The sequence below is a fragment of the Maritimibacter sp. UBA3975 genome, assembly GCF_002384975.1.
Taxonomy (GTDB): Bacteria; Pseudomonadota; Alphaproteobacteria; order Rhodobacterales; family Rhodobacteraceae; genus Maritimibacter.
On record NZ_DGCP01000009.1, the window covers coordinates 453,322 to 473,044 of the forward strand.

Genomic DNA, 19,723 nt, shown 5'->3' on the forward strand with positions numbered 1-19,723 from the left:
TCAATGGTTTCGCGCCTTCTTGCCGGGCGCTGGGGCACCATGCCCCTGTGGGCGCAGGTTACACCGGCTCGTTCATTTCGCGTAGCGGGAAATCAAGTGAGGGGTCGAAAATCACGGGGAGTGAGTCCGGATTGCACAAGGTTTCCAGCGGTATTCGACAAGCTTCGCCCCCAGATCATTGAGAGTGCTCAATTGAATTGACATTTTGCATCTAATCCGTCATTTTGTATGACATATAGCGAAAAGGACGATCAAAATGACCCCAGAACAATGTAAGGCAGCCAGGGCTTTGTTGGGCTGGTCGCAAAACCACCTCGCAGAGAACGCACTTGTATCGCGAGCAACTGTCGCTGACTTCGAGAGCCGCGAGCGTGCGCCTACTACAAACAATCTTCGTGCAATCAAAGCTTCCTTCTATGCCGCAGGTATCGAAATGTTGCCCAAAGGCGAAGAGTTTGGAGAGGGCGTTCGATTCCGCGAGCGGAAGATGAGGTATGTAAACAGCTTTAGGTTACTGTCGAACCGAGACGGCATCGCGATCCCGATGGAGTTCGCAGGGGAACCATTCAAATGCTTCGTGACCAAAGAAGCCTTGGAAGACCAAACAAAAATGTCCGTAACAAATCTAGAACAATATCAGACTGCAGCATCTCAGATTCTGCCGTTAATCCTGAACGCCGCTGAGAACTATTGCAAAGCGAGCGGAGTAGAAGACGAAATAGTCATCGACTCCGCCCGACTAACTGCAGCCGGTCACTGATCCAGGAAGCTCCGAAGCTTCCGGCTCCGGCTCGGGTGCTTGAGTTTCCTGAGCGCCTTCGCCTCGATCTGGCGGATGCGTTCGCGGGTGACGCTGAACTGCTGACCCACCTCTTCGAGCGTGTGGTCGGTGTTCATGCCGATGCCGAAGCGCATGCGCAGGACGCGTTCCTCGCGCGGGGTGAGGGAGGCCAGAACGCGGGTCGTGGTTTCCTTCAGGTTCTCCTGAATGGCCGAGTCGAGCGGCAGGACGGCGTTCTTGTCCTCGATGAAATCGCCAAGCTGGGAGTCCTCTTCGTCGCCGATGGGCGTTTCGAGCGAGATCGGCTCCTTGGCGATCTTCATCACCTTGCGGACCTTCTCGAGCGGCATTTGCAGCTTTTCGGCCAGCTCCTCCGGCGTCGGCTCGCGGCCGATTTCGTGGAGCATCTGGCGGCCCGTGCGCACCAGCTTGTTGATCGTCTCGATCATGTGGACCGGGATACGGATCGTGCGGGCCTGGTCGGCGATAGACCGGGTTATGGCCTGACGAATCCACCATGTCGCGTAGGTCGAGAACTTGTAGCCCCGGCGATACTCGAACTTGTCCACGGCCTTCATCAGGCCGATGTTACCTTCCTGAATGAGATCAAGGAATTGCAGGCCGCGGTTCGTGTATTTCTTGGCGATGGAGATGACGAGGCGGAGGTTCGCTTCGACCATTTCCTTCTTGGCCTGACGGGCCTCTTTTTCGCCCTTCTGGACCTGCGCCACGATGCGGCGGAATTCGCTGATGTCGACACCGACATACTGACCGACCTGCGCCATGTCACCGCGCAGTTCCGTCACCTTGTCGGAGGAGCGTTCGATGAAGGCCTGCCAGCCCCGGCCCGGCTTTTCGGCCATGCGGTCGAGCCAGGTCGGGTCGAGTTCCTCGCCCCGGTAGGCGTCGACGAATTCACGGCGGTTGATTCGGGCCTGATCGGCGAGCTTCACCATCGAGCTGTCGATGGACATGATGCGCCGGTTGATGCCGTAAAGCTGGTCGACGAGCGCTTCGATCCGGTTGTTGTGCAGGTGCAGTTCGTTGACCAGCAGCACGATTTCCGAGCGCAGCTTCTGATACGCGCCTTCGGCCTTGTCCGAGAACGAGCCGTCCTCGTTCAACGTGGCCGACATGCGCAGATCCTGCATTTCGGACAGCTTGGTGTAGTCGCGGGCGATCAGTTCGAGCGTTTCGAGCACACGGGGCTTGAGCGCGGCCTCCATCGCGGCGAGCGACATGTTGGCCTGATCGTCCTCGTCATCCTCGTCGTCGTCCTTGGCGATCGGGTTGCCGTCGGCGTCGAGCTCCGGTTGATCGTCTTCTTTCTTCGCGGTCTGACCGGCAGCGGGCGTCGCGGCCGCTTCGCCCAGCCCCGGAACCACCTCGTCGTCGTCACCCTCTTCGCCCATCTGGCGGCCGAAGGTGGCGTCAAGGTCGATCACGTCGCGCAGGAGAATGTCTTCGTTGAGAAGTTCGTCGCGCCAGATCGTGATGGCCTGGAACGTGAGCGGGCTTTCGCAGAGCCCCGCGATCATCGTGTTCCGGCCCGCCTCGATCCGCTTGGCGATGGCGATCTCGCCCTCACGCGACAGAAGCTCCACCGAGCCCATTTCGCGCAGATACATGCGCACCGGGTCGTCGGTGCGGTCGAGCTTTTCGGATTCCGCCCCCGCGACCGTGACTTCGCCCTTGCCGTTCTTGGCGACAACCTCGGTCGAGCCCTTGGCGTCGTCGTCTTCAGCTTCCTCGTCCTCGATGATGTTGATGCCCATCTCGGAGAGCATCGACATCACGTCCTCGATCTGCTCAGACGAGACCTGATCGGGCGGAAGCACCTGGTTGAGCTGGTCATAGGTGATGTAGCCCCGTTCACGGGCCTCGGCGATCATCTTCTTGACGGCAGCCTGATCCATGTCCGCCATCGGATTGGCGTCATCCTGCTCCGGCTTGTTCTGATCGTCGTTCGAGTCTTTCGCGGCCATGCGGCTTCCCTTCTCTCGGGTGTGATCCCGGGCGTCCCGACGTGGGGGACTGATTCGGAGTGATTCGCTTGAGGCGATTTTTTCCTCGAATCACTGATTCGCCAACCCGTTTACCCCGGATTCCTTGGCTATGTGTCAAAATGTGATGGGAATCAGGGTCTCTTGCGTCCGCCCTGTTGGTCCTCGATCTGCTTCAGGAGCGCATCGAGCGCGTCCTTTTCCTCGCGGGCCACCAGAACGCCGTTATCCGCACGTTCGAACAGCCCCTTGTCTTCGCCCTGCCCGCGCCGTGCCTCGTCGAGCACACGGACCGCCTCGGACAGTCGCCATGTCAGCCCCTCGTCGGCGAGCGCGTCGATTTCGACCGCGGCATCGTCGACCTCGCGCCGCGCCCCGCGCGACGCTTCCAGCTTGGCCAGTTCCTCGGCCAGGCACAGGGCCGCAAGTTCGGAGTCGTCCGGCCGCCGGATCGGGGGAGCAATCTGCACATGGTTGAGCGCAAAGAGCTTTTCAAGAGCCCTGAGTCCCACTTCCGCCTGGATTTTTTCGCGCAGCGCATCGCTGTCGTCGGTGTGATGGGACAGGAGCACGCGCTGGAGCGCCGCGTGTTCCTCGGTCGCCATGTCGATCCGCTCCACCGCGCTCTCGAAGCTTTGCATGAGGCGGGGGTGGGTGATGATCGTGGCGAGGATCACGGCCTCGCGCAGCACCTCCTCCACCTGCCCCGAAGCGGCGGCGAGGAGCGAGCCCTTGGTGGCGGGCTGGAACGCGGGGCCTGCGGGCTTCCACGGCCCGCGCCGGCCGCCTTTCCCCCCGCCTTGCCAGCCGCCCTGACGGGGGCCGGAGTCGCGGCGCGGGTTGAACAGTTCGTACCGCAGGCGCTTGATTTCCTCGCCGTAGTGCTGGCGAATCGACGGGTCCTGGATGCGCGCGATAGCCGTGCGCAGATCCCGGTCGAGGGCCGCGCGCCGTTCAGGGCTGTCGATGGACTTGCCCTCGGTCTCACGCTGCCACAGCAGGCTCACCATCGGGCGGGCGGCGTCGAGCACTTTCTGCATCGCACCCGCGCCCTGCGCCTTGATCAGATCGTCCGGGTCCAGCCCCTCGGGCATGATGGCGAAACGCAGCGACTGCCCGGCTTCGAGCAACGGGAGCGCCGTGTCGATCACGCGCATGGCGGCGCGCAGGCCCGCCGTGTCACCGTCGAGCGCGATGATCGGCTCTGGCCCGATGCGCCACAGGAGGCGCAGCTGGTCCTCGGTGATCGCGGTGCCCAGCGGGGCGACGGTGGCGCCGAACCCGGCCTCGGAGAGCGCGATCACGTCCATATAGCCCTCGGCCACGACGAGCGGCGCGCCCTTGCCCGCCGCCTCACGCGCCGGGCCGTGGTTGAAGAGCGACCGGCCCTTGTCGAACAGCTCGGTTTCAGGGCCGTTCAGGTACTTGGCGCGTGCATTGGGGTCGAGCGCCCGGCCCCCGAGACTGATCGCCCGGCCGCGCGGGTCGCGGATGGGAAAGATGATGCGCCCGCGAAAGCGATCGTAGGGATTGCCGCCTTCGTCGGGTTTGATGGCGAGGCCGGAATCGACGATCAGATCCTCGGCCACGCCCTTTTCCTTGAGGTGGCGGATGACGCCCTGCCGGTTGTCGGGGGCAAAGCCGATGTCCCACCGCGCCTGCGCGTCTTCTTTCAGTCCGCGCCGGTCAAGGTATTCGCGCGCGCCGGTGCCCTGGTTGGTCTTGAGCTGGAGGCGGTAATACTGCACCGCCTGCTCCATCACTTCGGCCAGCTGGGTGCGCCGGTCGGCTTTCTCCTGCGCCTTGGGGTCGCGGGCGGGCATCTGCATCCCGGCCTCGCGGGCGAGGATTTCGATCGCCTCCATGAAGCCCACGTTCTCGGTCTCTTTCACGAACCCGATGGCGTCGCCCTTCGCGTGGCAGCCGAAGCAGTAGTAGAATCCCTTGCGGTCATCGACGTGGAAACTGGCGGTTTTTTCCTGGTGGAACGGGCACGGCGCCCAAAGGTCGCCCTTGGCCTGATTGGATTTTCGCTGATCCCACATGACCTTGCGCCCGACCACCTGCGCGAGCGAGGTGCGGGTGCGAAGTTCGTCCAGGAATCCGGGGGGCAGCGACATGACCCCTATATAGGCCTCTGCCGCGTCCGCCTCAATTGACCACGCAGGCCTCGGGCGCAGATTTGTACAGACGGTAGGTCGTGGGGGCGCCGACCTGCTCGGCGATGTTGATCGCGCCGCCGCACTCTTCCGTCGCGCCGACCGTCAGGTGTTCGGTGCGGATGTCGAGCACGTCGCCCGTGTCCCGGACCACGGTGAACGACCCGCCGTCGCAATCGACGGCGCAGGCCACGGGGTCATCCTGATAGCAAGACAGCGACTGGTCGAAATGCAGCCCGCCCAGCCCCAGCGCGCCGACATGCCCGCCATCGGCCGAGATCACGTCGAGCGCGACGTTCAGGCCGTATTGGTCGCGGGTGAAATTCATCGAGATCGCCTCGACCACCTGCGCCGGGTGCGCCGCGAGATGCGCCGCGTCATAGGACCGGTGATAGCACCCTTCGGGTTCGGCTTGTGCGGCCGTTGCAATAAGAGCAGCTGCGCATAGCGCCAAAATCCAAAGTAGAACTTTCAATCCAATACCTTTCCAAAAAGTGTCACGCGGCCACGGATTTGCGCAGCATGTCCCAATAGATCGTTTCGACCGTTTCGCGGCTGAGGCGGCCTTCGTCGCGGAACCAAGTCGTCACGCCGTTCAGCATGGAAATCGCGGCCATCGCGGCGAGTTTCGGGTCGGGCACCGCGAAGTCGCCGGAGGCGTTGCCCGCCTCGAGAATGTCGATGAGGCCCTGTTCATAGCGGCGGCGCAGCACTTCGATCTCGGCGAAGTTTTCAGGCTCGAGATTGCGCAACTCCATGTAGGCGATGAAGATATTGTCGGGCCGGTCGAGGTGGTAGTGGATGTGAAAGCGGGCGAAGGCCTCCAACCGTTCGGGTGGCGTGCCGTTCACGTCAGCTTCGGCCCAGGCCGCCAGCAGTTCCTCCATATGAACCTTCATCAGGTCGTAGAGCAGCGACTGCTTGTCGGGGGTGTAGAGGTAGAGCGCGCCGGCCTGCACGCCCACCTCGGCGGCGATCTTGCGCATCGAGACCGCCGCGTAGCCATCGCGCGCGAAGAGCTTCAGCGCCGCTTCGCGCACCTTGGGGCCGGTGATGTCGGCGTGTGAGCCTGATTTTCGCGCCATAGGGCGAGGTTAACTGAACGAGCGTTCAGATCAAGCGCTAGCGCACCCGCCCGGTTGGCCGGACGGGTGCCGGAATATCAGGCGGTCAGACCCTCGGGCTCAGGCAGGCCATTCGCCCGGCAGGTCGCCGTCAGCGTGTTGGCTAGCAGGCAGGCGATGGTCATCGGCCCGACGCCACCGGGGACCGGCGTGATCGCACCCGCGACCTCGGAGGCAGAGGCGAAATCGACGTCGCCCACCAGCTTGCCCTTCGCGCCTTCTTCGGCGGGCGGCAGGCGGTTGATGCCGACGTCGATGACCACCGCGCCCTTCTTGAGCCAGTCGCCCGTCACCATCTCGGCCCGGCCCACGGCGGCGACCACGATGTCGGCCTCGCGCACCACGTCCTCGATGTCCTTGGTGCGGCTGTGGGCGATGGTCACGGTGCAGCTGTCACGGAGAAGAAGCTGCGCCATCGGCTTTCCAACGATGTTCGAGCGTCCCACGACCACCGCCGTCTTGCCCGACAGCGAGCCGAAGTGGTCGCGCAGCAGCATCAGGCAGCCCAAGGGCGTGCAGGGCACCATCGCCTTTTGCCCGGTCGCCAGCAGGCCCACGTTCGAGATGTGGAAGCCATCGACGTCCTTGGCCGGGTCGATCGCGTTGATGACCTTGTCTTCGTCGATGTGATCGGGGAGCGGCAGTTGCACGAGGATGCCGTTCACGGCCGGGTCGTTGTTCAGCTTGTCGACCAGCGCCAGCAGGTCGGCCTCGGACGTGGAGACGTCGAGCTTGTGCTCGAAGCTTTCCATGCCCGCCTCGACCGTCTGCTTGCCTTTGGAGCGGACGTAGACCTGACTGGCCGGGTCTTCACCCACGAGCACCACGGCCAGCCCCGGCTTGATGCCCTGCTTGGCGAGTTCCGCCACATGCTCGGCCACCTTGCCGCGCACCTCGGCCGCGAAGGCCTTGCCGTCTATGATTGTCGCGCTCATGCGTCGTCTCCTGTCTTTCCAAGGTCCCGCTCTTCGCGGGCGATGATTGCCTCGACCATGACGCGCCACATCGCTTCGGCCATGTCGGGGTCGATCCCGAGCCGCTCGGCCCGTGCGCGGGTCTTGTCATAGACCGTCTGTGCCCGTGCCGGGGCGGCGGCGGCGATGCCTTCGCGTTTCTTGATCGGCACGACCGCCTCCACATGGGCCATGCGTTCGGCGAGCAGCACCATGATCTCGTCGTCGATGGCGTCGATCCCCGCGCGGATGGCGGCAAGATCGGTGAGTGTGGCGGGGTCGGGCCGGGTCATTCAGAAATCCGTCTTGTCATAGGCGTCGCGGTAATGCTCCATCTGCATCCGCGTGGCCAGCACCGCGTTCTTCATCAGCGTGGCGACCGTGACCGGGCCGACACCGCCGGGCACCGGGGTGAGCCAGCCCGCGACCGGCGCGACGCTGTCGAAATCGACATCACCCACCGTCTTGCCGTCGACCCGGTTGATCCCGATGTCGATGACCGCCGCCCCCGGCTTGATCATGTCGCCCGTCACCAGCCCTGCGCGGCCGACGGCGACGAAGACGGCGTCCGAGGCGCGGCTGTGCATTGCGACCGAGCGGGTCATGTGGTGGCAGACTGTGACCGTCGCGCCCAGCCCCATGAGGAGGAAGGCGATGGGTTTGCCGACGATTTCGCTGTGCCCGATCACGGTGACGGTCAGACCCTCAAGGCTCAGGGGCAGGGTTTTCAGGATTTCGACGGCCGCCACGGCGGTACAGGGCCCGAGCGCAAGGTCATTGTAGACGATGTTGCCGATCGAGGCTGGGTGCATTCCTTCCACGTCCTTGAGGGGATGGACGGCCTTTTGCAGCACCTTCACCGGGATATGCGCGGGCAGCGGCCGCTGGATGATGATGCCGTTCACCCGCGGGTCGTGGTTGAGGCCCTGAAGGATACCGATGAGCTGTTCGAGCGAGGTCGTCTTGGGATAGGCCCGCGCCTCGAACTCGACGCCCGCGCTTTCCGCGCTTCTCTTCTGGTTGCGGACGTAGATGTCGGAGGCCTCGGCATCGCCCACCGAGATCGACACGAGCCGGGGGGACCAGCCGAGGTCGCAGAGCGCGCGCGATTCTGCGGCCACCTCTTCACGCATCTTCGCCGCGATGGATTTTCCGTCGATCAGGGCGGCCCGATGCTCGGTCGATGATTGCATGTCGCTCTCCTCTTCTCGTGCAGTCGCCCTGCTTTCAGGATGCGCCGGGGCGAGCGGATCGCCCCGGCGCCAATGGGCTTAGAACAGGCCTTCGACGGCGCCGTTCTTGTCCAGCCCGATGGACAGGGCCGCCGGTTTGGACGGCAGGCCCGGCATGGTCATGATCTCACCGCAGACCACGACGACGAAGCCCGCCCCCGCCGAAAGCCGCACTTCGCGGATCGGCACGGAATGGCCCGTGGGTGCGCCGCGCAGGTTCGGGTCGGTCGAAAAGGAATACTGCGTCTTGGCCATGCAGACCGGAAGGTGGCCGTAGCCCGCGTCTTCCCACGCCTTGAGCTGGTCGCGGATCTTCTTGTCGGCGAGCACCTCATCGGCGCGGTAGATGCGCTTGGCGACCGTTTCGATTTTTTCGAACAGGCTCAGATCGTCGCCGTAGAGCGGTGCGAAGGCGGCCATTTCGGCATCCGCAATTTCGGCCACCCGGGTCGCGAGGTCCACGGTGCCGGCGGAGCCTTTGGCCCAGTGCTGGCACAGGATCGCCTCCGACCCATGCTCGGCGACGTAATCCTTCACCGCCTGCACTTCGTTAACCGTATCGGTGACGAAGTGGTTGATCGCGACCACCACCGGAACGCCGAAGGATTTGAGGTTCTCGATGTGACGGCCAAGGTTTGGGCAGCCCGCTTTCACGGCGTCCACGTTCTCGGCGCCCAGATCGGCCTTGGCCACACCGCCGTTCATCTTCATCGCGCGCACGGTGGCGACGAGCACCACGGCGGAGGGGGCGAGCCCACCCTTGCGGCACTTGATGTTCATGAACTTCTCGGCGCCCAGGTCAGCCCCGAAGCCCGCTTCCGTCACGACGTAGTCGGCGAGTTTGAGCGCGGTGCGCGTGGCGATGAGCGAGTTGCAGCCGTGGGCGATGTTGGCGAAGGGGCCGCCATGCACGAAGGCCGGGTTGTTTTCCAGCGTTTGAACGAGGTTGGGCTGCATCGCGTCCTTGAGCAGCACGGTCATCGCACCGTCCGCGCCGATGTCACGGCAGGTGATCGCCACGCGGTCACGTGTGTAGGCCACGATGATGTCACCGAGGCGGGACTGCAGGTCGGCCAGGTCCTTGGCGAGGCAGAGGATCGCCATGACTTCGGAGGCGACGGTGATGTCGAAGCCGGTCTGACGCGGAAAACCGTTGGCGACGCCGCCGAGCGAGGTCACCACGTCGCGCAGGGCGCGGTCGTTGAGGTCGACGACCCGCTTCCAGGTCACGCGCCGTTCGTCGATGGCAAGCTCGTTGCCCCAGTAGATGTGGTTGTCGATCATCGCCGACAGGAGGTTGTGGGCCGAGGTGATCGCGTGGAAGTCGCCGGTGAAGTGGAGGTTCATCTCTTCCATCGGCACCACTTGTGCGTAGCCGCCGCCGGCCGCGCCACCCTTCATGCCGAAGTTCGGCCCGAGCGAGGCTTCGCGGATGCAGATCGCGGCGTTCTTGCCGATCTTGTTCAGGCCGTCGCCGAGACCGACCGTCGTGGTCGTCTTGCCCTCGCCCGCGGGGGTCGGGTTGATCGCGGTCACGAGGATCAGCTTGCCGTCGGGGCGGTCCTCGACGGAGTTGATGAAGTCCTGGCTGACCTTGGCCTTGTCGTGGCCGTAGGGCAGCAGGTGATCGGCGGGGATGCCCAGCTTGTCACCGATTTCCTGGATCGGACGTTTCTTCGCTTCGCGCGCGATTTCGATGTCGGATTTGTGGCTCATGTATTCATTCCTCCCGGATTCCACGGCGATGCGCGTGTGTCGGGGTTATGATGAATACATGGCGCAGGGCGCAACCAAAAACGCGACCTAATTGGGGGCAGTCACGTCACTGGCGCGACCGTGGCGTCTACGAAAGGAAACCTGGTCCACCGCCGGCGCCCTCGGGATACCAGGGACGTTGTGCCGGGACGTAGAGCGTAAGCCGGTCGCCGAGGGCCAGCCGCCCTTCCCGCTCGACCCACGCCGTGATGCCACGCAGGTCGATGGCCGCTGGTTTGAACTTGGCGCCGAAGCCGGGCGCGTGCGCCTCCACCGAGCGGCCCGCGAGCGTGCAGGGGTGGTTGACCATCTCGGCGACGAGCGTGCAGCCATCCGGGGCCTGAAGCCGCGAACCGGGGGGCAGGAAGCTGAGATCCGGGATGCCCTCGACCACGATGGAGGCGCCGATCCACGCAGGCTCCAGCCGGTCGATCCCCATGCCGCGCGCGATGAGCGCAAGCTCCTCCTCCGACAGGATGGAAAGCTGGCGGGTGTTGCGGATCTCGGTGCCCTTCGGATGGAGCGTCCCGACGCGCACGCAGGCGGGGCGGGTCAGGCCGCCGTGCGACTCGCCCTCGATCCCCTCGAAAGTCACGCGCACGCTGTCGGACGGCTCGGAGGCCAGAGCTGCCTCCCGGTCGGTCACGGCGCCAATATAGGTGATGCGCCCCTCGAAGGCGGTCTGTTCATAGATGTCAGGCATGTCTCAGGTCTGCTGGTGTTTCGTCAGGACGAAGAAGACACGTTTGAACGGGAAATGCACGTTACCGTTTTCGCGCGCCGGGTAGTGACGGGCGAGCAGCGCGTCGTAGGCGGAATTGTAGCGCGCGGCCTCGGTCTCGGTCATCTCGGCCACGAAGGGGCGCATGACCGTGGAGCGGGTGAACTGGCGTACCGGATGGCTCCCGGCGACCGGGGCGAGATCCTGCACATAGGTCGTCTCCCACGCGCGCACATCGCCCAACGGGTCGAGCATGGCCGCGTAGTCCTGCGGCGGGGCGACGGGGGGCGCCCAGTCCGCGAAATCGAACCGGTCGGGAAACATGTCCTCGGCCAGATCGCGCAGGAGCTTGTGGGACGGCTCGTCATACTGGCGCGGCATCTGGACGGCGAGCGCCCCGCGCTCCGGCAGCATGGCGGCCCAGTGTGCAAAGAGCCCCGCATGATCGGGGAGCCAGTTGGCGAGCGCGTTCGAGAAGATCAGGGCGGGGGTGTAGCCCGGCGTCCAGTCGGTCGCGTCGTCGCGGGTGAGCCGGTCGTACAGCCCAGTCGCGTCGGCCTCGTCCAGCATGGTGCCGGAGTTGTCGACGCCGAACAATTCGCGGGTCGGGTAGCGGGTGGAGAGCGCCTCGGCCACCGCCCCTGCCCCGCAGCCCATGTCGACGATCGGCCCCTCGGGCAGGTCGCGCACCTGCGCCAGCAGTTCCAGCGCCGGGCGCAGGCGCAGGCCGCGGAAACGCTGGTAGGCTTCGGGGTCCCAGTCGGCTGTGGTCATTGGGGGCGTTCCTTCATGTGGGTTCGGCACACCCTAGTCGCAGTCCGGGCCGGACGATACCTCGCGTGCGCGGCGAACCGGGTCAGTAGGTCAGATCGCAGGTCATTTCTTCGAACGGCGCGATGGTTGTCGCGACGCGCACGCCGTCGGGCATGTCGTGATAGCTGACCTGCCCCATGTGGTAGGAGGTTTCGCCCCCCAGCCGCATCGCGAAGATCACCAGTTCGGTTGGGCCGGTGTGCTGATCGGTGTAGAACAGTGACAGGCGGAACATCCCGTCATGCGGGCGCAGCCCCGCGACGCGGGCCGGGTACGACGTGCCAAGGGTCTGGATCGTGCCTGTATCGCCGCGCCAGTCGATCAGGTCCATCGAGACGAAGCTGCCGGCCGCCATGTGCCGGTGCTGGCAACTCCCCGCCACCGGCAGGTCGGCCGCCATCGCGACCGAAGGGGCAAGCAACAGGCAGGCGACGGCGAGGCGGGTTGTGGTCCGGGACATGGGCGGTGCTTTCGGCGCTGACGGTGCCCGACCTTGGCACATCCCGGGCAAAGCGGGAATGGCCGGACGAAAAAGGCCGGGTCGAAACCCGGCCTTTTCAGTGTCTGTGTCTCGTCGCGCCTCAGGCGGTCGGTTCCGGCTCCATACCGCCGTCGCCCTTGGGCTTTTTGCGCGGCTTGGTTTTCGGGATCGCGGCGACCGAGGGCTTATCCTCGGCGGCCTCGCCCGCGCCACCATCCTCATCTTCGTCGATGTGGGGCGGCTCACCGGCCATCACGCGCTTGATCTCGGCACCCGTGAGCGTCTCGTACTCAAGCAGGCCTTCGGCCAGACGTTCCCACTCCACCTTGCGCTCTTCGAGGATGCGGCGGGCGGTTTCATAGCCGTCCTGCACGAAGCGGCGCACCTCTTCCTCGATCAGCTCCTTGGTGTGGGCGGAGACGGAGAAGCCCCCGGTGTTGCCCTGGTAGCCTTCGGCGGCCTCGGCGTAGTCAATGTTGCCGACCTTTTCCGACATGCCCCAGCGCATGACCATCGCGCGGGCCAGCTGGCTGGCCTGCATGATGTCGCCGGCGGGACCGTTCGACACTTCGTCCTCGCCCCAGCGCATGATCTCGGCGGCCTTGCCGGCCATCGTCATGGCAAGCTGCTGGACGCACTGGTCCTTGTGCCAGTTCAGGCGGTCGATCTCGGGCAGAGACACGACCATGCCCAGGGCGCCACCGCGCGGGATGATCGTGGCCTTGTAGACCGGGTCGCATTTCGGAAGCGACATGCCCACCACCGCGTGACCGGCTTCGTGATAGGCGGTGTGTTCCTTCTGCTCGTCGGTCAGGACCATCGACCGGCGCTCGGCACCCATCATGACCTTGTCCTTGGCGTTCTCGAAATCCTCCATTACCACGAACCGTCGGCCCACGCGGGCGGCCATCAGCGCCGCCTCGTTCACGAGGTTGGCGAGGTCGGCGCCCGAGAAGCCGGGCGTGCCGCGCGCGATGATGCGCAGGTCCACGTCGGGGCCGAGCGGCACCTTGCGGGCATGGACGCCGAGGATCTTTTCGCGGCCCTTGATGTCGGGGTTCGGCACGGTGACCTGACGGTCGAAGCGGCCGGGGCGCAGAAGCGCGGGGTCGAGCACATCCTTGCGGTTGGTGGCCGCGATGATGATGACGCCCTCGTTGGACTCGAAGCCGTCCATTTCGACCAGAAGCTGGTTCAGGGTCTGCTCACGCTCGTCATTGCCGCCGCCGTAGCCTGCGCCACGCGAGCGGCCGACCGCGTCGATCTCGTCGATGAAGACGATGCAGGGCGCATTCTTCTTGGCCTGTTCGAACATGTCACGCACGCGGGACGCACCCACGCCGACGAACATCTCGACAAAGTCGGAGCCGGAGATGGAGAAGAACGGCACGCCAGCCTCGCCCGCGACGGAGCGAGCCAGAAGCGTTTTACCGGTGCCGGGAGGGCCCACGAGCAGCGCACCCTTGGGGATCTGGCCGCCGAGGCGCGAGAATTTCTGCGGGTTACGCAGGAATTCCACGATCTCCTGAAGCTCTTCCTTGGCCTCGTCGATGCCGGCCACGTCGTCGAAGGTAACACGACCTTCACGCTCGGTCAGCAGCTTCGCGCGCGACTTGCCGAAGCCCATCGCGCCGCCTTTGCCGCCGCCCTGCATCCGGTTCATCATGAAGAACCAGAAGCCGATGAGTATGATCACCGGCAGGAGCAACGAGAGCAGCGACAGGAAGCCGGATTGTTCCTGCTTCTTCGCCTCGACATTGACGCCCTCGGCGATCAGCCGTTCAGAGACGTCTGTGTCGCGCGGCACGACGGTCGAGTAGACGGTGCCGCCGGTGCCGACGTAGGTCACGTCTTCGCCGTCGAGCGTGGCTTTCGTCACCTCGCCGTTGTCGACGTCTTCGATAAATTCGGAATAGCTCACAGCGGTCGAGGCGATGGTGCCCTGACCGTTGGAAAACAGGTTGAACAGGGCCAGGATCAGCAAAAAGAGCACGATCCAGAAGGCGAAGTTTCGCGCGTTACCCAAGGTCATCTCCTCGTGAAGCGAGTTGGTGGCAGGCGCGGTGGCTCAGCTCCGCGCAACCTTCACTCTAAAATAGGGAAGGTTGTCATATGTTCAATGCGATAAAAGAGAGGGAAGGTAATCCCCGCGAGGATGGTTGATTTCCGCCGACCACCCTTCGGGCGCTCCCGCGACGGGGGCCGCGACGAGGGTATCGCCTTCAAAGACGGCCGGGGACGCGAGGAGCGTGTCGCGCGGCAGGCCGGTGTCGCGCCAGCTTGGGCAGAGCGAAAGCCCGGCTTCGCCAAGTGCGCGGATCGTCAGGTTTTGTGTGGACGCGCCCGGCGGTGCGACCATGCGCCAGCGTCCGTCCCAGAGGTCGCGGACAGGTGCGTGCACCCCGGCGACCGCTTGCAATTCCCTCGTGACCCGCAGCGTTGCGTTCCGCCCGGTGAGCACGCAGCCTCCGAGCGTCGCCTTGCCCCCGGCCAGCGCCGCCTGCGTCGCTGCCTGAAGCGCGCGGCGGCGGGGACGATATGTCGCGCCCGACACCCAGCCGATCGCATGGGCGACAAGACGGTCGCGGGTTTCGGCGGGCAGCGCAGGGAGTTCGGCGGCCTGAAACACCACATCGCCCGCCTCCACCCGTGCGATCCGGCGGGCTTCCAAATGCGCCAGATACTCCAGCGCAACGCGGGCTTCGCGCAGCGTTTGGGCCGTACTGGCAAGGCGTTCGGCGTCGATCCCGAGGGGGCCGAGCAGGTCGAGGGCCGACCGCATTTTCACCCGGTCATAGGTGGGATCGTCGTTCGACGGGTCTTCGATCCACGTCGCTCCTTTGCCGCGCAGCCAGTCGCGCAGGGCGGCCCGGGGAACGCCGAGGAGCGGGCGCAGCCAGCGCCGGCCCCGGTCGCTCCAGTCGGCGCGCATATGGCCCAGACCGTCGACGCCGGAGCCGCGGGCCAGCCGCATAAGAAAGGTCTCGGCCACGTCGTCCTGCGTGTGACCCAGAAGGATCGGGCCGGTCCCTGAGGCGGCGAGAAGATCGTACCGGGCGTCACGGGCGGCGGCTTGCAGGTTGCCCTGATTGTCCCACCCGTCCCAGTGCCGCGTTTCATGGGCAAGTCCCAGCGTGGCGCAGAGTGCGGCCACCTGCGCCGCCTCCCCCGCCGCCTCGGGCCGTAGCCCGTGATCCACCGTCACGGCACTCACGCCGATACCGGTCTCGCGCGCCCAATCATGGGTCGCGAGGAGGAGCGCCATGCTGTCGCCGCCGCCGGACACGGCCACGGTAACGTGATCGAAAGGGGCCCGGTCCTGCGCGGCTGCGAGCGCCTCCCGCAGCGCCGCGTCGGGTGTCACGAACAGCCGAGCTGCTGCCGCTCCGCCTGCGCCTCGCCTGCCGCGTTCGAGCCGGGGAAGCGATTGGGCACCTCGCCCAGTGTCGCGCAGGCCTCGCTCACCTGACCAAGCTGGCCGAGCGCCGTGCCGAGTTGCAAGAGCGCATCCGGGGCGGATTGCCCGCCCGGCTCGGCAGAGAAGGACGCGAGATAAGCGCGCGCCGCCTCGGCCACCATGTTCTGCGCGTTGAGCGCCTCGCCGCGCAGAAACAGCGCGCGACCGGTGAGCGGTGTGCCGGGGTAGTTGTCAACGAAGGACTGAAACTGCGTCGCGGCACCGTTGAAATCCCCGGACTCGAGCGCGGCCAGTGCCGCGTCGAAATCCGCCTGCTCGCCCACCGCCAGTTGTGTGCCGGTGTCGCCGGTATTCGCGTCAGGCAAGGTCGAGGTGGGAAGCTGGCCGGCCGGCAGGTCGGGCTGAACCGCCTCCACCCCGCCAAGAGGCTTGGAGAGCCCCTCGTTCATGATGTCGCAATCGGGTTCCAGCTCGCACAGCCGGAAGGACAGGTCGCCCAGCCGGTTTGCCCCGTCGGTGGCAATGGAGTTGAGCCGGAATTCCAGTTCCTCGGTCTTGCCGGTGAGGCGTTGCAGCGCGGTCTCGATGGCATTCACGCGGTCGAGCGGGGTGCCCGACCCCACGGGCGCCGGGGCGCCGGTCGTGTTCAGCTCGGTGCGCAGGCGCGCGAGCTCCACGTTCAGCACGGTCAGTTCCTGACGGACATCCGCCAGCGTCTGGTCACGGTCCTGTGCCAGCCCCGGCACGGCGAAGGCCGCGGCGAGCGCCGCAGCCAGAAAGATTTTCGTCAGCCCCATCGGCCCTCTCTCACCCGCGCCGTCAGGTGCCGGCGCCGGTCGTCAGCACCGTCACCGCACGGCGGTTTTGCGCATAGCAGCTTTCGTCGGAGCAGATCGCGAGCGGCCGCTCCTTGCCATAGCTTACGGTTTTCAGGCGGTTGGGCGCAACGCCGCGTTCGATGAGGTAGCTTTGCACCGCACTTGCCCGCCGCGCGCCGAGCGCCACGTTGTATTCCCGGGTGCCCTGTTCGTCCGCGTGCCCCTCGATGATCGCGGAGTAGGCCTGGTTCGAGGACAGCCACTGGGCCTGCTGGGCCAGAACCGCCTCGGCCTGCGGGTTCAGGGTGGACTGGTCCACTTCGAAAAGCACCCGGTCCCCGATGCTCTGGTTGAAATAGGCGGCGGAGGTCGGGTCGTTCACGCCGCCCGCGTTGGCACCGGAATTGGCGGCATCCGCAGCGTTGAACCGGTCCTGAGAACAGGCCGAGATCGCGAGCGTGCCGACCATCAGCGCGACGAGGGTAATCTTTTTCATGGGCTTCAATGTCCTGTCTTTATCGTTGCTCGATTGCGGCGATCCTAGCACATGACGCACCGTGTCGTCGCGGCTTTCCTAGTTCTGGAGCGGCCCCCAGCTCGGGTCCGATGCGGCGTCCGGCGTGGGCACCCGGCGCAGGTTGCGCCCCGAGATGTCGACCGAGTAGAGCCCCGGCGCGCCGTCGGCCCCCTGACTTTCACGGGTGAACATGATCACGCGCCCGTTTGGCGCCCAGGTGGGGCCTTCGTCAAGGAACGACGCCGTGAGGAGGCGTTCCTCGGAGCCGTCCGTGCGCATGACGCCGATGTGGAAACGCCCGCTGTTTTGCTTGGTGAAGGCCACGAGATCGCCGCGCGGCGACCAGACCGGCGTGCCGTAGCGGCCGGGGCCGAAGCTGATGCGCTGCGCCTCGCCGCCGTTCGCCGACATGACGTAAAGCTGCTGCGTGCCCGAGCGGTCGCTTTCGAAGACGATGCGCGAGCCGTCGGGCGAGAAGCTGGGCGCGGTTTCGATCGCGGGCGAACTGGTGAGCTGCTGGATCGAGCCGCCGTTCACGTCCATCCGGTAGATGTCGGAGTTGCCGCCCTGCTCCAGCGAGAAGATGATCGCTTGCCCGTCAGGCGAGAATCGCGGCGAGAAGGCCATGTTGCCGCCGCCGGTGCCCAGTGAGCGGCGCTGCGCGGAGCCGACCTCGAGCACGAAGATCTGCGGCTGTCCCGTCTCGTAGGAGGTATAGAGCACGCGGGTCCCGTCCGGCGAGAAGCGCGGCGCGAAGACGAGCGACTCGGCGTCGGTGAGGTATTTCACGTTCGCGCCGTCATAATCCATGACCGCGATCCGCTTGCGCCGCGCGTTCTTGGGGCCGCTCTCGGAGACGAAGACCACGCGGCTGTCGAAATACCCACTCTCGCCCGTGATGCGGGAATAGACGGTGTCGGCCACCTTGTGCGCGATGCGGCGGATGCCGTCGGCGGTGCCGGTGAATTGCAGCCCCTGCCCCAGCTCGGCGCCCGAGACGACATCGTAGACCCGGAACTTGACCGTGATCTGCCCGCCGCTTTCGGCCACCGCCCCGGTGATAAGCGCCTGAGCGTTCACGGCCTTCCAGTCGGCATACTGGATCGGAGACGCGAAATTGGTGACGTTCGAGATGAAGGCCGATGACGGGATTTCCCGGAACAGCCCGGTGCCAGACAGGTCCGCCGCGATCACGCGGCTGATTTCCTCAGCATAGGCCCCTGCCCCGCCGGTCTCGGCCTGAAAGGTCGGCACGGCGAAGGGCAGCGGCTCGATGACCCCCTCGGTGATCTCGATTCGCAGCGGTCCCTGCTGGGCCTGAGCGGGCGTGGCGGAGAGCACGGGCGCGAGCGCCAGAAGCGCCAGGGCATATGCCAGGAGTTTGTTCATCGTCATCGCAGCCTCATATTCTCCGGATTGAAGGTCATTTCAATCTCACGCCACTGTTCGTACTTATCACTCGGCAAGTTATAGCCGTTTGCGCCGCAACGGATAACCGCCCGTCGCGCAGCTTGAAAGGCTGTTTGGGTGGCCTGCCCGTTCGGCCCGTTCGACGAGACCAGTTCGATCCCCGACGGAACGCCGTTGGGTTGCATCTGGACCAGCACCACCACGGTCGTCTTCATCGCATCGGTCGACGACGACCCGAGGTTCCAGCATTGGCTCACCGCAAGGCGCAGGCCCTCACGCTCGCCAGAGGTGAGCGGCGGGCCGGTCGGGGCCTCGGTCTGGGCCGCACCGGGGGTGTCGAGCGCGTCGTTCACGGCGTCGGCCACGGCATCGGCGATCGGGTCGCGTTCGGTTTCCGTTTCCGGCTCGGGCTGCGGCTCCGGTTCGGGCTCCGGCTCGGGCTGGGCCGTTTCGACTTCCGGTTCCGGGCGCTGCGGGCGCGGTTGCGGGCGGATCGAGCTTGTGGGCGCGGCGGACTGGGGCGTTTCGGCCTCGGTCACGATCTCGGTGGTCGCGGCCTCGGGCTGGGTCGCCTCCTGCTCTTCCTCGGGCGGCGTGTCGACCGCGTCCTCGCTGGGCGCGACCTCGGGGGCCACTTCCGGCGCGATCTCGGCCTGCGGTTCCGGCTCCGGCGCGATCTCGGGGGCGACACGGTCGGCCTCGGGCGGCGTCGGGTCGGTGGTGTCCGGCGGCGTGTCTTCAGTCGGCAGCGCAGGCTCGGGCGTTGGCGGCTCCGGCTGCGGTGTCGGTTCGGGTTCCGGCGCGGGCTCGGGCTCAGGCTCGGGACGCGGGGGTGGATTGGGCGAGACTTCGGGCGCGGGTTCCGGCTCCGGTTCCGGCTCGGGCGTGCCAACGGGCGGGGCGGTCAGGGCCGCGAACTCTTCTTCGGAAATGATCGACACGTCCGCGACCGGCACGGGCGGCTCATCGAGGCTCCGCTCGAACAGGCCCCCGAACAGGAGCCAGAGGATCAGAAGTCCGTGACCGATCCCCGAGATATAATAGCCGGTCTTCACGATCCGCCTCTACCTCGACGCCTCGTCCATGCTCGGCCCGCCCGTGTCGGTGACGAGGCCGATGTCATTGAACCCGGCGGCGTTGAGCGCGCCCATGACCTGCGCCACGCGTTCGTAGGGCACGCGCCCGTCGGCGCGCAGGAATATCTTGTTGTCCGTCCGCTCGGCGGCGACGGCGCGCAGGCGCGGGATCAGGTCGTCGCGGGCGATTTCGGTCGTCATCAGGGTGATGGTCCCTTCTTCGGTCAGCGTGACGGTCAGTGGTTCTTCCTCGACGGCCGGGAGCGGTGTCGCGGCGGTCTCGGGAAGCTGGACGGGCACGCCCACGGTCATCAGCGGCGCGGCAACCATGAAGATGATGAGCAGCACCAACATCACGTCCACGAAGGGCGTGATGTTGATCTCGGCCATCATCGCGCGATGGCGCCCGCGACGGCGGCCCCGGCGGGCGCGCGGTTTTGCCTGGGTGACGGTGCCGGCCAT

General features: G+C 65.8%; 19 protein-coding genes. 1 reads left to right on the forward strand and 18 read right to left on the reverse strand.

The features are described from left to right. Positions 1-256: 256 nt before the first annotated feature. Complete coding sequence (locus B2585_RS07255; RefSeq protein WP_292021490.1) at positions 257-760, forward strand: helix-turn-helix transcriptional regulator; 504 nt, start codon at positions 257-259, stop codon at positions 758-760. Here the strand turns inward: B2585_RS07255 and rpoD are convergent. From rpoD to tolR, 18 genes are all read right to left on the reverse strand, one after another. Next, entirely contained in the window at positions 754-2,766 is a 2,013-nt protein-coding gene (gene rpoD / locus B2585_RS07260; protein ID WP_292021492.1) for an RNA polymerase sigma factor RpoD, read from the reverse strand. The genes B2585_RS07255 and rpoD overlap by 7 nt on opposite strands. Positions 2,767-2,918: 152 nt before the next feature. Beyond that, complete coding sequence (dnaG, locus tag B2585_RS07265; RefSeq protein ID WP_292021494.1) at positions 2,919-4,904, reverse strand: DNA primase; 1,986 nt, start codon at positions 4,902-4,904, stop codon at positions 2,919-2,921. Positions 4,905-4,935: 31 nt separating this feature from the next. Continuing rightward, a complete protein-coding gene (locus tag B2585_RS07270) occupies positions 4,936-5,397 on the reverse strand; it encodes a hypothetical protein (protein ID WP_292021496.1) in 462 nt (153 codons plus the stop codon). A gap of 43 nt (positions 5,398-5,440) precedes the next feature. Beyond that, positions 5,441-6,028, reverse strand: a complete 588-nt coding sequence (locus tag B2585_RS07275) for a TetR/AcrR family transcriptional regulator (RefSeq protein ID WP_292021498.1) — start codon at positions 6,026-6,028, stop codon at positions 5,441-5,443. A 77-nt stretch (positions 6,029-6,105) separates the two neighbouring features. Then, positions 6,106-7,002 (reverse strand): bifunctional methylenetetrahydrofolate dehydrogenase/methenyltetrahydrofolate cyclohydrolase FolD, encoded by an 897-nt coding sequence (folD, locus tag B2585_RS07280; protein ID WP_292021501.1) that lies wholly within the window; start codon positions 7,000-7,002, stop codon positions 6,106-6,108. Beyond that, positions 6,999-7,313 carry a chorismate mutase gene (locus tag B2585_RS07285; RefSeq protein WP_292021503.1) on the reverse strand — a complete coding sequence of 105 codons (315 nt, stop codon included), beginning with the start codon at positions 7,311-7,313 and terminating at the stop codon, positions 6,999-7,001. Before B2585_RS07285 ends, folD begins: the two co-directional genes overlap by 4 nt. Continuing rightward, positions 7,314-8,213 (reverse strand): bifunctional 5,10-methylenetetrahydrofolate dehydrogenase/5,10-methenyltetrahydrofolate cyclohydrolase, encoded by a 900-nt coding sequence (locus B2585_RS07290; RefSeq protein ID WP_292021505.1) that lies wholly within the window; start codon positions 8,211-8,213, stop codon positions 7,314-7,316. Between the two features lie 78 nt (positions 8,214-8,291). Then, positions 8,292-9,968 carry a formate--tetrahydrofolate ligase gene (locus B2585_RS07295; RefSeq protein WP_292021507.1) on the reverse strand — a complete coding sequence of 559 codons (1,677 nt, stop codon included), beginning with the start codon at positions 9,966-9,968 and terminating at the stop codon, positions 8,292-8,294. A 127-nt stretch (positions 9,969-10,095) separates the two neighbouring features. Continuing rightward, positions 10,096-10,710, reverse strand: coding sequence for an MOSC domain-containing protein (locus tag B2585_RS07300; protein ID WP_292021509.1), 615 nt, complete (start codon positions 10,708-10,710; stop codon positions 10,096-10,098). 3 nt (positions 10,711-10,713) lie between these two features. After that, complete coding sequence (locus B2585_RS07305) at positions 10,714-11,502, reverse strand: methyltransferase domain-containing protein (RefSeq protein WP_292021511.1); 789 nt, start codon at positions 11,500-11,502, stop codon at positions 10,714-10,716. An 82-nt stretch (positions 11,503-11,584) separates the two neighbouring features. After that, positions 11,585-12,001 carry a hypothetical protein gene (locus B2585_RS07310; RefSeq protein WP_292021512.1) on the reverse strand — a complete coding sequence of 139 codons (417 nt, stop codon included), beginning with the start codon at positions 11,999-12,001 and terminating at the stop codon, positions 11,585-11,587. Positions 12,002-12,122: 121 nt separating this feature from the next. After that, complete coding sequence (ftsH, locus tag B2585_RS07315) at positions 12,123-14,048, reverse strand: ATP-dependent zinc metalloprotease FtsH (RefSeq protein ID WP_292021514.1); 1,926 nt, start codon at positions 14,046-14,048, stop codon at positions 12,123-12,125. A gap of 90 nt (positions 14,049-14,138) precedes the next feature. After that, positions 14,139-15,386, reverse strand: coding sequence for a tRNA lysidine(34) synthetase TilS (tilS, locus tag B2585_RS07320; RefSeq protein WP_292021516.1), 1,248 nt, complete (start codon positions 15,384-15,386; stop codon positions 14,139-14,141). Continuing rightward, entirely contained in the window at positions 15,383-16,237 is an 855-nt protein-coding gene (gene ybgF / locus B2585_RS07325) for a tol-pal system protein YbgF (protein ID WP_292021517.1), read from the reverse strand. Before ybgF ends, tilS begins: the two co-directional genes overlap by 4 nt. 22 nt (positions 16,238-16,259) lie before the next feature. Continuing rightward, positions 16,260-16,754 (reverse strand): peptidoglycan-associated lipoprotein Pal, encoded by a 495-nt coding sequence (pal, locus tag B2585_RS07330; protein ID WP_292021519.1) that lies wholly within the window; start codon positions 16,752-16,754, stop codon positions 16,260-16,262. Positions 16,755-16,832: 78 nt separating this feature from the next. Next, a complete protein-coding gene (gene tolB, locus B2585_RS07335) occupies positions 16,833-18,164 on the reverse strand; it encodes a Tol-Pal system beta propeller repeat protein TolB (protein ID WP_292022766.1) in 1,332 nt (443 codons plus the stop codon). A 2-nt stretch (positions 18,165-18,166) separates the two neighbouring features. Next, positions 18,167-19,240 carry a hypothetical protein gene (locus B2585_RS07340; protein ID WP_292021522.1) on the reverse strand — a complete coding sequence of 358 codons (1,074 nt, stop codon included), beginning with the start codon at positions 19,238-19,240 and terminating at the stop codon, positions 18,167-18,169. Positions 19,241-19,249: 9 nt separating this feature from the next. Then, positions 19,250-19,723, reverse strand: a complete 474-nt coding sequence (tolR, locus tag B2585_RS07345; protein WP_292021525.1) for a protein TolR — start codon at positions 19,721-19,723, stop codon at positions 19,250-19,252.

Coding starts and splice junctions, on each gene's coding strand:
- B2585_RS07255 (WP_292021490.1), top strand. CDS start 257: ATGACCCCAGAACAATGTAAGGCAGCCAGGGCTTTGTTGGGCTGGTCG.
- B2585_RS07290 (WP_292021505.1), bottom strand. CDS start 8,213: ATGCAATCATCGACCGAGCATCGGGCCGCCCTGATCGACGGAAAATCC.
- rpoD (WP_292021492.1), bottom strand. CDS start 2,766: ATGGCCGCGAAAGACTCGAACGACGATCAGAACAAGCCGGAGCAGGAT.
- B2585_RS07295 (WP_292021507.1), bottom strand. CDS start 9,968: ATGAGCCACAAATCCGACATCGAAATCGCGCGCGAAGCGAAGAAACGT.
- pal (WP_292021519.1), bottom strand. CDS start 16,754: ATGAAAAAGATTACCCTCGTCGCGCTGATGGTCGGCACGCTCGCGATC.
- tolR (WP_292021525.1), bottom strand. CDS start 19,723: ATGGCCGGCACCGTCACCCAGGCAAAACCGCGCGCCCGCCGGGGCCGC.
- dnaG (WP_292021494.1), bottom strand. CDS start 4,904: ATGTCGCTGCCCCCCGGATTCCTGGACGAACTTCGCACCCGCACCTCG.
- B2585_RS07310 (WP_292021512.1), bottom strand. CDS start 12,001: ATGTCCCGGACCACAACCCGCCTCGCCGTCGCCTGCCTGTTGCTTGCC.
- B2585_RS07285 (WP_292021503.1), bottom strand. CDS start 7,313: ATGACCCGGCCCGACCCCGCCACACTCACCGATCTTGCCGCCATCCGC.
- ybgF (WP_292021517.1), bottom strand. CDS start 16,237: ATGGGGCTGACGAAAATCTTTCTGGCTGCGGCGCTCGCCGCGGCCTTC.
- B2585_RS07275 (WP_292021498.1), bottom strand. CDS start 6,028: ATGGCGCGAAAATCAGGCTCACACGCCGACATCACCGGCCCCAAGGTG.
- B2585_RS07305 (WP_292021511.1), bottom strand. CDS start 11,502: ATGACCACAGCCGACTGGGACCCCGAAGCCTACCAGCGTTTCCGCGGC.
- B2585_RS07300 (WP_292021509.1), bottom strand. CDS start 10,710: ATGCCTGACATCTATGAACAGACCGCCTTCGAGGGGCGCATCACCTAT.
- tolB (WP_292022766.1), bottom strand. CDS start 18,164: ATGAACAAACTCCTGGCATATGCCCTGGCGCTTCTGGCGCTCGCGCCC.
- folD (WP_292021501.1), bottom strand. CDS start 7,002: ATGAGCGCGACAATCATAGACGGCAAGGCCTTCGCGGCCGAGGTGCGC.